13 protein-coding genes are annotated in these 14197 nt (G+C 59.9%); 2 read left to right on the top strand and 11 right to left on the bottom strand.

Going from position 1 to position 14197, the window contains the following annotated elements:
• Positions 1 to 29: 29 nt before the first annotated feature.
• The gene (locus MRBLMR1_RS21930; RefSeq protein WP_148146809.1) at positions 30 to 926 is read right to left on the bottom strand and encodes a LysR family transcriptional regulator; all 897 of its coding nucleotides are present in this window, start codon (positions 924 to 926) and stop codon (positions 30 to 32) included.
• A gap of 136 nt (positions 927 to 1062) precedes the next feature.
• On the opposite strand from MRBLMR1_RS21930, the gene MRBLMR1_RS21925 reads away from it, so the two are divergent.
• Positions 1063 to 2040: an MBL fold metallo-hydrolase gene (locus tag MRBLMR1_RS21925; protein ID WP_500066217.1), complete on the top strand. Its 978-nt coding sequence runs from the start codon at positions 1063 to 1065 to the stop codon at positions 2038 to 2040.
• A 134-nt stretch (positions 2041 to 2174) separates the two neighbouring features.
• On the opposite strand, the gene MRBLMR1_RS21920 is transcribed toward MRBLMR1_RS21925, so the two are convergent.
• The 3 genes from MRBLMR1_RS21920 to MRBLMR1_RS21910 all read right to left on the bottom strand — a co-directional run bounded on the left by MRBLMR1_RS21920 (position 2175) and on the right by MRBLMR1_RS21910 (position 5642).
• Positions 2175 to 3770 carry an ABC transporter substrate-binding protein gene (locus MRBLMR1_RS21920; RefSeq protein ID WP_148146813.1) on the bottom strand — a complete coding sequence of 532 codons (1596 nt, stop codon included), beginning with the start codon at positions 3768 to 3770 and terminating at the stop codon, positions 2175 to 2177.
• A gap of 89 nt (positions 3771 to 3859) precedes the next feature.
• Entirely contained in the window at positions 3860 to 4489 is a 630-nt protein-coding gene (locus MRBLMR1_RS21915; protein WP_148146815.1) for an SGNH/GDSL hydrolase family protein, read from the bottom strand.
• A gap of 4 nt (positions 4490 to 4493) precedes the next feature.
• Positions 4494 to 5642, bottom strand: a complete 1149-nt coding sequence (locus tag MRBLMR1_RS21910) for a mandelate racemase family protein (RefSeq protein WP_148146817.1) — start codon at positions 5640 to 5642, stop codon at positions 4494 to 4496.
• 233 nt (positions 5643 to 5875) lie between these two features.
• On the opposite strand from MRBLMR1_RS21910, the gene kduI reads away from it, so the two are divergent.
• Positions 5876 to 6700, top strand: a complete 825-nt coding sequence (gene kduI / locus MRBLMR1_RS21905; protein WP_148147063.1) for a 5-dehydro-4-deoxy-D-glucuronate isomerase — start codon at positions 5876 to 5878, stop codon at positions 6698 to 6700.
• A 248-nt stretch (positions 6701 to 6948) separates the two neighbouring features.
• Here the strand turns inward: kduI and MRBLMR1_RS21900 are convergent, their stop codons facing one another.
• The 7 genes from MRBLMR1_RS21900 to MRBLMR1_RS21870 form a co-directional block, all read right to left on the bottom strand.
• Positions 6949 to 7818, bottom strand: a complete 870-nt coding sequence (locus MRBLMR1_RS21900) for a D-psicose 3-epimerase (RefSeq protein WP_148146819.1) — start codon at positions 7816 to 7818, stop codon at positions 6949 to 6951.
• A 112-nt stretch (positions 7819 to 7930) separates the two neighbouring features.
• Positions 7931 to 8620 (bottom strand): nucleoside triphosphate hydrolase, encoded by a 690-nt coding sequence (locus MRBLMR1_RS21895; protein WP_500066213.1) that lies wholly within the window; start codon positions 8618 to 8620, stop codon positions 7931 to 7933.
• Positions 8621 to 8641: 21 nt separating this feature from the next.
• The gene (locus MRBLMR1_RS21890; protein ID WP_148146823.1) at positions 8642 to 9508 is read right to left on the bottom strand and encodes a sugar phosphate isomerase/epimerase family protein; all 867 of its coding nucleotides are present in this window, start codon (positions 9506 to 9508) and stop codon (positions 8642 to 8644) included.
• A 1-nt stretch (position 9509) separates the two neighbouring features.
• Positions 9510 to 10505, bottom strand: a complete 996-nt coding sequence (locus MRBLMR1_RS21885) for an ABC transporter permease (RefSeq protein ID WP_148146825.1) — start codon at positions 10503 to 10505, stop codon at positions 9510 to 9512.
• Positions 10505 to 11533: an ABC transporter permease gene (locus tag MRBLMR1_RS21880; protein ID WP_148146827.1), complete on the bottom strand. Its 1029-nt coding sequence runs from the start codon at positions 11531 to 11533 to the stop codon at positions 10505 to 10507. Before MRBLMR1_RS21880 ends, MRBLMR1_RS21885 begins: the two co-directional genes overlap by 1 nt.
• The gene (locus tag MRBLMR1_RS21875) at positions 11526 to 13016 is read right to left on the bottom strand and encodes a sugar ABC transporter ATP-binding protein (RefSeq protein ID WP_148147064.1); all 1491 of its coding nucleotides are present in this window, start codon (positions 13014 to 13016) and stop codon (positions 11526 to 11528) included. The genes MRBLMR1_RS21880 and MRBLMR1_RS21875 overlap by 8 nt, the downstream gene beginning before the upstream one ends.
• A gap of 115 nt (positions 13017 to 13131) precedes the next feature.
• Positions 13132 to 14109, bottom strand: a complete 978-nt coding sequence (locus MRBLMR1_RS21870; protein WP_148146828.1) for a substrate-binding domain-containing protein — start codon at positions 14107 to 14109, stop codon at positions 13132 to 13134.
• Positions 14110 to 14197: the final 88 nt, after the last annotated feature.

Below are 14197 nucleotides of genomic sequence, written 5' to 3'. Positions count from 1 at the left end.
TTTTTGGCTGGAGGAGAGGGGAATGAGAATTACAGAGCCATCTGCGCGCGCAGGCGGGGAGAGATCCAGTCGAGGAAGCATCGCACCTTTTGCGGCATGGGGTCTGCTGGGTGATGGATCACGTTGACCGGGAGGGGTTCTGGCGCAAACTCCGTCAGTAACTCTTGCAGTGCGCCGGAGCGCAACTCATCGGAGATTTGGTAGGAAAGCACGCGAATGATGCCGATACCGGCCAGCGCCGCCTGAATGGCAGCCTCCGTCGTGTTGACGGAGAGCTTCGAGCGCGGCTCTATGGTGAAGGCGGCGCCATCGCGGCGATAACGCCATTCCGGGGAGGTCGCGAACCCCTGAAAGCTTATGCCGTCATGCCGGGCGAGGTCTTCCGGCCGGCGCGGCACACCCCGGCGGGCAAGATAGTCGGGGCTGGCGCAGATCACCCGACGCACGGCGCCCACACGCGTCGCGATCAGTGCGCTGTCCGCCAGATGCCCAATCCGAAGGGCCACATCAACATGCTCTTCGGCGAGGCTAAGCTGCCGGTCGGCCAGGGTCAGGCGCAGGTCGATTTCGGGTTGTTCCTTGAGGAATTCCAGTGCGATCGGCAGAAGGTGGCGCTCGCCAAAGGCAATCGGAGCCGTCACGTGCAGCCCGCCGCGCAGAGCGCCATGATCGCTGCCGGCCTGTTTCTCTGCGGCATCCAGCGCCTCGAGAATGCTCCGGGACGCGGCGACGAAGGCGCGGCCTTCTTCCGTCAGGGCGAGGCCGCTGCGGGTGCGCAGAACCAGCCGCACGCCGAGATGCTTTTCAAGATCGGCGACCTTGCGGCTGACCGTGGCGAGCGGTGAACGCAATCGCCGCGCGCCGGCCGAGAGGCTGCCAGCCTCGACCACGGCGAGCAGAACCGACATTGCTTCGAAACGGTCCATCTAAACCTTCCGGAATTTGAGAGGGCAGCTTTCCGATCGGCAGAGTATCTTATCGGTTGCGTGTGTCATAGCCTGCACGCGTTCTTGGGGGCGGCGGCTGTCGCCCGTATTTTTCAATGATCCGGGGGGCCGCATCATGGCTGAATTTTCACGCAGATCCTTTGTCTCCACTCTTCCTCTCGGCCTCGCCGGGGCTAGCCTGATCGGAGGCGCGCCAACAACGGTCATTGCGGCGGCGCAGGCGGCCACGGGCTTGCCGGTCAGCGTTACGCCGCTCGCGCAGATCCGCATCGGCCGCTTCACGGTCACGGCCCTGACGGACGGTTATGCCGATATGCCCTTCACCTATTTTCCGGGACGCGAGGCGGCCGAGGTCGAAAAGGCGGCTACCGCGCAGTTCACCGCCCGGCCGAGCGGCGTGCGGTTTCTGTTCAACCAGTATCTCATCGAGGATGGCCAGCGCCGCATACTGATCGATGCCGGTGCCGCGGGCTCTATCGGCCAGACGGGCCAGTTGCCGCAGGCTCTATCCGCGCTGGGCTTGAAACTTGACGAGATCGACGCCGTGATCGTGACGCATCTGCATCAGGACCACATGGGTGGGCTGATCGCCGGCGGTAAGAACAATTTTCCGAAGGCGGAACTCTATATCGATCGCCGCGATGTCGCCCATTGGACAGACCCCGCCAAGCGCAACGGTGCGCCCGATTCTCTGCAGCCCAGCTTCAAGATGGCGGAGGAGGTCGTGCGGCTTTATCCGAAGCTTCAGGCGATCGACGGCGAGCGCGAGATCTCACCGGGCGTTTCGATCGTTGACCTGACGGGGCATACACCCGGCCATATCGGGGTGCGGGTCGAAGAAGGCGGGCAGAGCCTGATCATGGTTTCGGACATGATCTTCCCGGTCGTGCATCCTGCCGCAACCGATGTGTTCTTCCTGTTCGAGCAGGACCGCGAAGCCGCCAAGGCGATGCGCGACCGCTTTTTCCCCATGGCTGCTTCAGAAGGTGCGCTTATTGCCGCCACGCACATGCCTTTCCCAGGTCTCGGCCGTGTCGTCGCCGATCGCGGACAAATGCGCTGGCAGGTGGCGGACTGGGCGCTGCAGAACTGAGGCCCGTTCGGCACGATGTGGGCATGCGGTGCAATTTCGACCTTCTGTCTGGGCCAACCACCTAGAGGATGCCCCGTGCGAAAAGAGGCGCATGTTTCCATGCGCCTCTTCATCGAAACAGCTGCCTGGAGGGGTTAGCGCTGTTTCGTGATGCCCTCGAAACGGGAGAGCCAAGGATTTACGATCATGCCGCCGACATCGCTGCGGAATGCGGCGGTATCGAACACTTCCGAGAACGGCTGGAGCGACATGACGATCTCTTCCATGTAGGCTTGGATGTCTTCATAGGCCTTGGTCTGCTTTGCCGGATCGCGCTCGACAAGCGCGTCGGCGATCATCTTGTTGAGCTTTTCGTCATAGAAGCTCGTACGCCAGCTCTGATAATTGGTGAGCTTGGCTTCATCCGAATTGTCCGGATTATAGGCAAGCGCGCGCAGGTTGTTGTCCGGGTGAGGCTGCTGGCCGCCGCCGCCGCGGCCGACAAGCAGCTCGAACTTGCGCTCGCGCATTGCGCCATAGATCTGGTCGCCGGAACCGGTGATCAGTTCGGCCTGGATGCCGGCCTGGGCGAGCGTATTCTGGATGGCGGTTGCCGCCTTCATGAAAGGATCTTCCGACAGGACGCGGAGCGTTGTCTTGAACCCGTTCGGATAACCGGCTTCCGCCAGCAGTGCCTTTGCCTTTGCAACGTCGAGCTTGTAGCCCGGATCCGGCAGCGAGCCCATGACGCCGGTGCTGATCTGGCGCTGGCGAACCTTGCCGTAATAGGGCATGACGGCCTTGTCGAGACCTTCATAATCGATGAGGTAACGCAGCGCCTCGCGCACCTTCGGCTTGGCGAAACGTTCGTCCTTCATCGATACGCCGAGATAATAGAAGCCGGAACCGGGGGTCGATTCTATCTTGATCTCGGCATTGGTTTCGAGCGACTTCAGGTCTGGCGCCTGCAGCGAATAGGCGACGTCGATATCACCTTTTTCGAGCATCAGGCGCTGCGACTGCGATTCCGGCAGATGGCGCATCAGCACGCGCTTCATCGCCGGAGCCTCGCCCCAATAATCGCTGTTTCGGGTGAGGATGATATATTCGTTCGACTTCCACTGGCCGAGCGTGAACGGACCGGAGCCGGCCGAATTCAAGGTCAGCCATCCGGCGCCGAGATCGCCGTCCTTCTCGTTTTCAAGCGCCGTCTTGCTGTCGATGATCGAGCCGGGACCGTTCTGCGCCAGCACCATCAGCACGAGGTTAGGGTCATCCGGCTGGGGCAGGTTGAGAACGAAGGTCTGTTCGTCTTCGGCGACGAAAAGCTTGTCGGCGGCATCCGCTTTAAAGCCGCGGGTCTTGAGCAGCGATGCCTGTGCAAGGTTGCGGGTGAGCAGGCGTTTAAGGCTCCAGACCACGTCATTGGCGGTGACCGGATTGCCGGAGGCGAAGGTCGCCTTGCGCAGGTGGAAGCGGATCGACATCCGGTCCTCGGAAATCTCCCAGCTTTCCGCGATGCGCGGCTGGATCGAGCGATCCTTCTCGCTCAGGACGACCAGCGTATCGTAGATATTGTTGAGTACCTGAACAGTCTCGCGGCCGGTAATGGCGGCCGGATCGAGCGTCAGGATGTTGTTCATCGTGGTCGCCACGACAAGCTGGTCTTTCGGCGTTTCCGCCAGAGCGTTGAGAGGCATGGCGCCGAGCAGGAGCGCTCCGACGGCTGCAGTTGCAAAAAAGTGTCGCATGTTTCCTCCGTTTGATGCCGCTTCGCGTGGAATACGGCCCCTCCATGATTTCTATCCTTTCGGCCTATCGCTCTCCCAAGCCAGGCCGATCACCCGAGAATGTCTGCCACCGGGCCCGACAGCGCCCTGCCCAAAGCCTCCGTGTTTGCGATATCCATGTGCACGCCGTCGATCGGCGAAGCGCTTGCGGCACTGCCTGCATCGAAGAAGTCGTGTCCGAGTTCTGCGGCAAGTTTGCGGTAGAGCGGCGCAAGTCTTTGTGATTCCGCAATGCTACGGCCGCCTGCCACCTGGCCGTTGTCGTCCGTCACGCAGGGTGGTGGAGCAACCAGCATCAGCCGCGGACGTGCCGAGCGCGGCTTATAGGGAAAGGTCTCGACGATCTCGGCAAGCCGGCGCATGCCGGAAAAAGCCGCCTCGGCGCGGCCACCATGGACCGGCTTGAGGTCGTTGGTGCCGAGCATGATCACCACGAGATCGAGCGGCATGTGGACTGCGAGCGCCACCGACAAGGCCCGGGCGCCGTTTCGGCAGGCCGGCCCCGTGTGATCGTCATAACAGGTGGTGCGACCGCCAAGCCCGTCGGACAGGACATCCACCCGAAAGCCGAGTTCAGCCTTCAACACTTCCGGCCAGCGATGCTGACGCGGATGGCGCAGGCCCGTTTTCGGATCTGCTCCCCAGGTCAGGCTGTCGCCGAAGGCCAGAAGTGTTTTCATGATTTCACCTCACCCGGTTGTTTTCGATGAAGGCGAAATCGATGTCTTCACCGAGGCCGGGACGATCGGGGACATGCACGTAGCCGTCCCTGTCCATCGGATCCGAAAGCGACTTGAGATAGTCGTGGCCATCATCATATTCGAGGAAGGGATGAAGCAGGCCGCGCTCATACCAGCGGCAATTTTTCACCGCCGCAACGACATGCAGGTTCATCGCCGTGTTGCCGTGCACCTCGCATTCGATTCCGAAGGATTCGGCCATATGCATCGTCTTCAAGGCCGGCGTGATGCCGCCGACATCGTTGACGCCGGTGCGCAGGATGTCGCAAGCGCCGGATTTTACCCACTCGGCACGATGCCAGTGCTTGCCGGCGGCGCTTTCCGGGCCGACGACCGGGATATCCAGATTGTCGGCAAGCCACTTGTAGGAAGACATGGACTGCTCGTCCATCGGCTCCTCGATCCAGTCGAAGCCGAGCTTTTCAAGACCGCGTCCGAGTTCCAGCGCATCGGTGCGCGAATACCAGTGGAACGCATCGATCATCAGCCGGATATCGGGGCCAACAGCTTCGCGTACAGCGGCGCAGGCCTTGATGTCCATCTTCACATCCGGGGCCCAGCTGACCGGCGGCATCCAGGTATGCAGCTTGATGCCCTTGTAACCGCGCTTTACCAGCGTTTCGGCAAAACGTCCGTAATCTTCGGGCGTTGCAAGGCCGCCCTCGATCTCGTCGCCGCACATGATGGAGCCATAGGCGAGCACCTTGTCGCGATAGGCGCCGATCAACTTGTAAACAGGTGTGTTGGTCGCGCGGCCGGCGAGATCCCAGAGCGCGCAATCGACGACGGCAAGGGTGCGATCGGTCAGCTGTGCGGCGGAGCCGCGCTGCCAATGGGCAAGATCCTGCCACAACCTTTCCCGATCCCGGTAATCCTGACCAATCAAGACCTTCTTGACGAATTTCTCGATGACATGCGGGCGAACGATTTCCGGCGCGGTGAAGGAGTGGCCTTCGTGGCCGTCCTCGGTACGAATGGTCAGCATCGCCTGTTCCACCTGATGCGGCGGACCGGGATGCGCGTGACCGGCGCTGTCGGAATGCCGACGAGTGGTCGTGCGGAAGACGCGGACTTCGACGTCGGTGATGATCATAATTCCTCCCAGAAATATTCTAACTTGCCAGACAGATTTACGCATGTTGTTGACAGCATGTCAAATGCGTTCTGCATATCCGTTGCCTGATCGCCAATTTGATCGTTTCTGGCAGACAGGTGCTGTCACCTCATCTGCTCGGCCACGAAGATGCCTTGACCTGAATGAGGTTGTCGTACAGATATACGCAACACGTAGGATGAGATGGCTGCGGCCAATAGGAGGAGATGTCTATGCTAAACGTCGAGACGAGGCACGCGGTGCACCCCGCTCAAGCGAAAGCCATGGGCACCGCGGAACTTCGTGCGCATTTCCTTGCCTCGGATATGTTTCGCGAAGGCGAAATCCGGCTGATATATACGCATTACGACCGTTTCATTGTCGGTGGCGCTGTTCCTGCCGGCGGAACGTTGGTGCTCGATAAAGTGGAGGAAACCAAAACCCCTTCCTTACTTGATCGGCGGGAAATGGGCATCGTCAATATCGGTGACACCGGCACGGTAAGCATTGCCAGCGAGAGCTGGGAGCTGCAACACGGTGACGTGCTTTATATCGGCGCGGGCGCAGGTGCTGTTACCTTCAGCGGTGCAGGGCGTTTCTATATCACTTCTTGCCCGGCACACCGTTCCTGCCCCAACCGATTGATCACCAAGGCGGACAGCAAGGAAGTGAAGCTTGGCGCGTCCGAGACTTCCAACAAGCGGACCATCAACCAGTTCATTCACCCGCTGGTGATGGAAAGCTGCCAGCTCGTTCTTGGATATACGGAACTCGAAGACGGCTCCGTCTGGAACACGATCCCCTCACATATCCATGATCGCCGTATGGAAGCTTACCTCTATTTCGGCATGGAGCCGAAATCCCGGGTCCTGCACCTGATGGGCGAACCGCAGGAAACCCGCCACCTCTTTATCGGCAACGAGGAAGGCGCGATTTCTCCGCCGTGGTCCATTCATTCCGGTGCCGGCATCGGCAGCTATACTTTTATCTGGGCGATGGCCGGGGACAATATCGATTACACCGACATGGATTTCATCCAGCCTGAGGATCTTCTCTAGGCATGCGGCCAAACTCGAGGGCCGCAGGGCCCTCGTTTCCAAATGGAACAAGAACCATTCTCTTTCAAAACGAAGCCAGTTCGGGTGCTTGCGCCGCAAGCGCGCTGGAGAAGTAAAGATTATCGGGCGGCGATCGTTGGTGATCCGTCACCTCATGATTCAACTGATAGACGATGCGAGAGACAGGTCTCTCGCATGCGTTCCAGTCAAACGTAGTGCAAGACTACGACAGGGTAGCGACTGCCTGATCAGCCACCGAGCACAAAGCGTGAGAAAGCGAGCGCATTGCGCGCGTCTTCGTCCATCTTCGCCTCGTCTGCACCATTGGTCAGGTCGCGCCAGACCTTGATGTCTGATCCGATCGTTCCGCCGGTCTTGACGAAGGGTTCCATCACCACGGCGCCGGTGTAGTTGATCTCGCGCAGCGCAAGACCGATCTCATGCCACGGCATTCTGCCGACACCCGGCACGCGACGATTGCTTTCGCCCGTGTGGAAATGGCCAAGCAGCGGGCCGGCGGTGCGGATGGCTTCGCCAAAGCTGTCTTCCTCGATGTTCATATGGAACGTGTCGAGCATGACCTTGACGTTCGGCTTGCCGACTTCCTTGACGAAGGCCACACCTTCGGCTGCAGTGTTGAGAACGTGGTTCTCAAAGCGGTTGAGCACTTCGATGCACAGGTTGATGCCAAGGTTATTGGCGAAGTCGGCGATGCCGTGGATGCCTTCGACGCCGCGGGCGCGATCGCCTTCCTTGTCGACCGGTTTCGAATAATCGACCGGCCAGTAGGAATGAAGCGCGCCGCCGATCGTCTTGATGTCGAGCTTGGCGACATTGGTCAGCGTCTGTTCGAAGAATGCCTTGCCGGCCTTGCGCACGTCGGCATCGGGCGACGAAAGGTTCTTCGTCTTTGATGGGCCGATACCCGCGGTCAGGATGATACCATTATCCTTGGCGCTCTGCTTGATGGCGGCGAGATCGGCATCGCTATATTCGTTGATGTGATGGGCCGCGACTTCGATAATGTCGAAGCCGAGCTTGGCGACCTTTTCGACATAGGGGCCGAATTTGGCGCTCCATTCATGTTCCCAGTAGGAGTAATAGATGCCGTGTTTCATGGGAGCCTCTCTCAATTTTCAGCTGTCGCTGTCGGGGTTTCGATAAAGCGGCCAAGGGCTTGCCTCATTCGGCATCTCCTCCCTCTGACCAGTGTCGAAGGCATTTGGAGCGTCAGTCCTTTGTCTGACTGCTCCCCGGATTTTTCACGCGAAGGTCGGGCTCACTGCTGTTGGCGATGATCGACAGGCCGTTGGGAAGATCGTTTTCCTCGACCTTCCTGGTGATCTCGGCCTCATCCAGACCAAAGCCGCGCCAGCGATCCTGCAACCTGGTTCGCAGATCGCTTTCATCGACATCGACGAAGACGGTGAAGTCGAAGATCGGCTTCAGACGATCCCAAGGTGACTGGCTGGCGAGCAGGTAATTGCCTTCGCAGACGATGATATCGATGGATTGCGCGATCAGACGACCGCCGGCACGGGCGATTTCAATCGAGCGATCGAAGACCGGCACGGCGATCACGTCATCCTGATTGGCCTTGAGGCGCTCCAGCATATGTCGAAGCCCATGCGCATCGAATGTATCGATAGCGCCCTTGAACGGTCGACGTCCCATGTCTTCCAGCACCAAGTCATCATAATGGTAGCCATCCATCGGGAAGAGCGCTGCCGAAATATCGCCCTTGCCGTTCAGCTCATCCACGACCCGCTCGGCGATCGTCGATTTACCCGATCCGGGAGCTCCGGCGATCGCGATCATCACCCGTCGGCCTTTCTCCTGGCCGAAGCGATGGTGGGCTTGTGCGGCGATCTCGCGCGCATTGTCTTCTATCTTGCTCAAGGTGGTCCTCACCACGGTCATTGAAGAATAGGGCCGGCCGTCTCAAGGGTGGGCGGTCGCTTGGAAAATCCGGTATTGTTCCGCCTTGTTGCGCAGGAATGACAGGCCATTGTCGAGCACTTCGTCAACATCACGGGCGACGGGGCGCCAGGTCGAGATATCGCCCGGCATCACAGCCTGCATGGTCACGAAGCTTTCAAGCGTCAGCAGGCCCTTGAAGCCGATCGCTGCGAGCGCACCAAACAGTTCATCCCAGGCGATGTTGCCATAACCCGGCGTGCCGCGGTCGCTTTCCGACATATGCATGCATTTCAGATGATCACGCGCGGCAATGATGCCGTTGGCAATGCCCTTTTCCTCCATGTTCATATGGAATGTGTCGAGGTGGACAAAGACATTGTCGAGGCCGATCCGCTCGACCAACGCGACGGCCTGCTCGGCGGAATTGATCAAGTGGCTCTCATAGCGGTTGACTGCCTCGATGCCGAATTCCAGCCCGAGCGCCTTGGCATGTTTGGCGGCGGTACCGAGCGCACGGGTCAGGTTGTCGTATTCGCCTTCAGTCGGCGGAAAACCGGTCCGCTCATTGGTGCCACCGAAGGTCACGCCGGTGAGTGCCTCGGCGCCGATCTCCTTGGCCTTATCAAGGGCCGCCGTCAGATGCTCGATCGCCGCATCAGGGCGAACCGAGGCCCAGGCTCTTTCCGGCAGCACGAGCGAGCAGACGGAACGGAGACTATGCTTTTCGAGCAGCGCACGCGTATGGCCTGTATCGACAGACGCAAGATCGATCAGCGGGATCTCGATATAATCCTGGCCATGCTGGGCAGCACCGGCAATGGCGCGCTCGGCACCGGCATGGTCCCAGACGGTGGACCAGACCATTGCATGAATACCGAAACCTTGCATGTCAGATCTTCTTTCTACGGGATGCGAAATAGGAGGAAACGATGGTGCGGGCCGCCATCACCACGATCATCAGCACGCCCCAGAGCGCCGTTGCCAGATGCTGGTTGGCGCCCATCAGGTTGAGGCCGGAAGAAAGAAGCTGCAGCACGACGAGCGCGACGAACACTGGCAATACGCGACCAAAGCCGCCGAACGGATTGATACCCCCGAGAAATGCCGCAAGCACGGTGATCAGCAGATAGGATTCCCCGTGGCCGATACGAACCGAGTTGAAACGGGCAAGCATGATAATGCCGGCGACGGCACACATGACACCCGACAGCGTGTAGACGAGCATGATGATGCGGCGGGTGTTGAGGCCCGAATACTGCCCGGCCTCGACATTGGAGCCGATCATCAGCAGCCCGAAGCCGAGTTTGCTGCGGGTCAGGAGAACCTGCCAGATCCCAACACAGACAATGAAGATCAGAAGCGGGATCGGCAGACCGAAGATCGATCCATGACCGATCGGCTCCATATAGCTCGGGAAGCCCGAGACATCGCCGCCACGCGTCAGGAACTCGCCAAGACCGCGCAGGAAGATCATCATCGACAGGGTGACAAGGATCGGGTGAGCGCGTGTGTAGGCAATCGCCGCGCCGGTCATCAGGCCGGCCGCGGCACCGGTTGCCACGGCGGCCGCAACCGCAATCACGAATGCGCCACCCGACGCATCGACGCCGCCAAAGGCCTGCAGAACGCTTGCGGCGGCAAGGCCGGAGAGATTGGCGGTGAAGGTCACCGACAGATTGATGCCACCGGTCAGGAGAGGCAGCAGCATAGCAAGTGTGAGCAGGCCGAGTTCGGGAAGCTGGAAAGCGACCGAACCAAATGTGCCAAGCGACAGGAAGTTGTCTGCGCCAAGGCCGAAGATGACCATCACCACCACGAAGGCGATGACCGGGCCTGCCATGTCAGCGCCGAACGTTTTGTTGAACTTCTGTATCAGCGACGACATCAGTGCGCCTCCCTCTTCTGGGCTTGACCCTTCTGGATATTGCCCTTGGCAAAGAACGGCAGAAGCTTGTCGATCCGTGCGGAGGAGAGCGTGATGGCGACGAGGATGATGGCGCCGACGATCATCTTGAAGGCGAAGGGCGAAACGCCCATCAGGTTGAGACCGTTCTGGGTAATCGACACCATCAGCACGCCAAGCACACAACCGATGACCGATCCCTTGCCGCCGCCAAGCCGCGCACCGCCGAGAACGGTTGCGGCAAGCACGTCGAGTTCACGGCCGTAAAGGGCGTTCGGCACGACTTCTTCGGCATAATGCGCCTGCATCAACCCGCCGATTCCCGCCATCAGGCCAAGCCATCCAAACGAGATGTAATGCATGGCGCCGATATTGATGCCGAAGCGGCGCGCACCTTCCGGATTGTCGCCGAAGGCATAAAGCTGGCGGCCGATCGTAGTGCGGGACATCATGAACCAGGTGGCGACGCAGCAGAGGATCATCACCACGACCGGCAATGTCAGTTCCAGCCAGGAGCCGTCACTCATCTCACGTTCGTAGAAGACGACACGCGTGGTCAGCCATTCCGGCAGGTCGTAGATCGATACGCCCTTGGTGAAGAACATCAGCAAGCCGAAGAAGATATTGAAGGTCGAGATGGTCGCGACGATCGAGATGATCTGCAGCTTGTAGACAAGCGCTGCATTGATCAGCCCGAGCCCGATGCCGACCGCACCAGCGATGATGAAGCCTTCGGCCCAATTGCCGCCGCCCAGATACGCAATTGCCAGCGCGGTCACATACTGCACCACGGAGGCCGCCACCGCGAATGAGATGTCGATGCCGCCGGAGATCAGCACGACAAGCAGGCCGACCGCGAAAATGATGTTGACGGCCGAGACGTTCAAAACGTCGAAGGCATTGGAGATCGTGAAGAACCTGTCCGTCGCGAACGAAAGCGCGATGCAAAGGACGATCATCACGGCGAACAGCGTGAACTCGGTCGTGTGGCCAAGCATCAACCTACGCATAGACTTTTCCTTCCAGGTCGGTCAGCGACATCTGCCGCGGGTCATAGGTCGCCTTGATCCGGCCTTCGGCCATATGGATGATGCGATCCGCGTTGAAATAGACCTCCGGCGGCTCGTCGGAGATGAGGATGATCGACAGACCGTCGGCAGCAAGCTTGCGTACGATCTCGAAGATGCCTGCGCGGGCGCCGACATCGACACCAACCGTCGGCGCATCGAGGATGAGAATTTTGGGTCCGATCGCGAGCCATTTGGCAATCGCGACGCGCTGCTGGTTACCGCCCGACAACGTTCGGATCGGATCTTCCGGCTTGCCGATCTTGACGCCGAGCGCGGAAATCCAGTGCGCGACGACATTTTCCTTTTTCGGAGGCGAGATGAGGCCACCCGACAGGATGCGATCAAGCGAAGCCATGACGAGATTGTCAGCGATCGACTGCGGCTGGTTGAGGCCGAGCGACAGGCGATCCTCCGAAAGATAGGCGACACCCGCACGAATGGCTTCCCGGTTGGAGCCGAAGTGGACCGTCTCTCCATCGAGCACGATCTCGCCGGAATGCGGTTTGCGCATGCCGAAAAGGGTGAGCGCCAGTTCTGTACGGCCGGCACCCAGAAGCCCGGTCACGCCCAGTGTTTCGCCGCGGCGCAGATCGAAGGAAATATTCTCGAATTCGTTGGCACGGGAAAGGTTCTTCACCGACAGAACAACCGGCTGATCGTCGTGATCGGCAGCGATGACGGCGCTGTCGAAATTGCGGCCGGTCATCAGCTCTGTCACTCGTGACTGGGTCATGCCTTCGACGGGGAAGACGCCGACCAGCGCGCCATCACGCAGGACGGTCATCCGATCGGAAATCTCCAGCACTTCGGCCAGGCGATGCGACACGAAGACAACTGCCACGCCGGATGCTGAGAGATTGCGGACGATCTCGATCAGGTAATCGGTTTCGGACTGGGTCAGTGACGCCGTCGGCTCGTCCATGAAGACAAGCCGCGCTTCGCCGACCAGCGCGCGGGCGATGGCGACGATCTGGCGCTGCGCAATCGGCAGCTCCTTCAACGGCAGATGCAGGTCGAGCGAGACGCCGAGGCGGGCAAGCGCCTTTTCGGCGGCCTTCTCCATCGCGCGCTTGTCTACAAGGCCATATTTGCCGCTCACTGCGTATTGGAAGCCGATATTCTCGGCGACGGTCATCTCGCCGAACAGCGCCAGATCCTGCCAGATCACCTGAATGCCGAGCGACTGGGCCATGCTCGGCGTCATGGCGGTGATCGGTTGCCCGTCGAAGTAAAACTCCGCGCCGTCTTCAGGCTTGTAGACACCGGTAATGATCTTGATCAGCGTACTCTTGCCGCAGCCGTTTTCGCCGGCAAGGCAATGCACTTCCCCGGGATTGACCTCGAACGAGACGCCTTTCAGGGCGCGAACGCCGCCGAATGTAATCTTGATGTTCTTGAGGGACAGGAGCGGTTCGGCGCTCATCATGGCAAATCTCTTCGCTCAGCCGCCTTTGTGGGCGGATGCTGTGGACGACGGAATTGTCGAGGATAGGTCGCGCCCGGCATGCCCGGGCGCGACCCGTTGGGCTTGGGGAGGATCAGAGGCCCATGGAAACCAGCTTGTCGATGCTTTCCTTATCGATCTTCAGCAGCTGATCGACGACGATCGTGTTACCTTCAGGATTGATCTTGCCGAGGCCCGGAATGTCGTCGCCAGCCTTGGGATCCTGACCCTTGGCAATGCGATCGGCAAGCGTGATGAACACTTCCCCGGCCTGTTTGGGATTCCACATGAACCCGCCTGTCAGCGCACCGGACTTGATCAACTTTGCACCCTGTCCCGGCGAGAACGGACCGATGACGAAGACCTTGCCGTCCTTGCGGCGTTCTTCCACCGCGCGGCCAGCGCCAATCGGTCCCTGCGAACCGAAGGCCAGGAAGCCCTTGAGATCAGCGTTGGCCGACATGAGATCGAGTGCCGTCGAGCGGCTCTTATCCAGATCCTCGGCCACGCCGTAACGATCACCGATGAGTTTCATGTCGGGATAGTTGGCCTTGATGTACGCGATGGCTCCATCCGCCCAGGCATTGTGCAGCGGCACGGTCAGCGAGCCGACAAACACCGCGTAGGAACCCTTGCCGCCCATCTTTTCAGCAAGCAGCTTGCCATGTGCCTCACCAAAACCCTTGGCGGATGCAAGTTCGAAATCCCAGGTGGCCCCGGCCTGATTGGGCGATTCATGGGTGATGACCTTGATGCCTGCGTCCTGCGCTTTTTTCAGCACGGGCTCCAGCACCTTGGCATCGTTCGGGACGACGCCGATGAAGTCAACCTTCTGAGCGATCAAGTCTTCGATGGCGCGCACCTGAAGCGCCGGGTCTGCGCTCGTCGGGCCTACCATGAAGCCCTGGACGCCGAGCTTGGCGCTCTGCTCCTTGATACCGGCTTCCATGGCGTTGAACCACGGAATGCCACCGATTTTCACGACGACGCCGACCTTCGGTCCATCGGCAAATGCCGCGGATGAAAGCAGCGCCAGCGACAGGCCGATAGCGGCCGCGATCATTTTCTTCATGGATGTTCCTCCTCCAAAGACACTGCGGCAAGCAGATCCGCGCAACAGCTCTTCCCCGCTGCGCTTGAAAATCTCCCGTCTCGCCCAT

Origin of the sequence: Neorhizobium sp. LMR1-1-1.1, from assembly GCF_040675795.1 — a bacterium.
In the GTDB taxonomy this organism is placed as follows: domain Bacteria; phylum Pseudomonadota; class Alphaproteobacteria; order Rhizobiales; family Rhizobiaceae; genus Neorhizobium; species Neorhizobium cellulosilyticum.
This window is presented reverse-complemented; position numbering and strand designations above follow the sequence as displayed.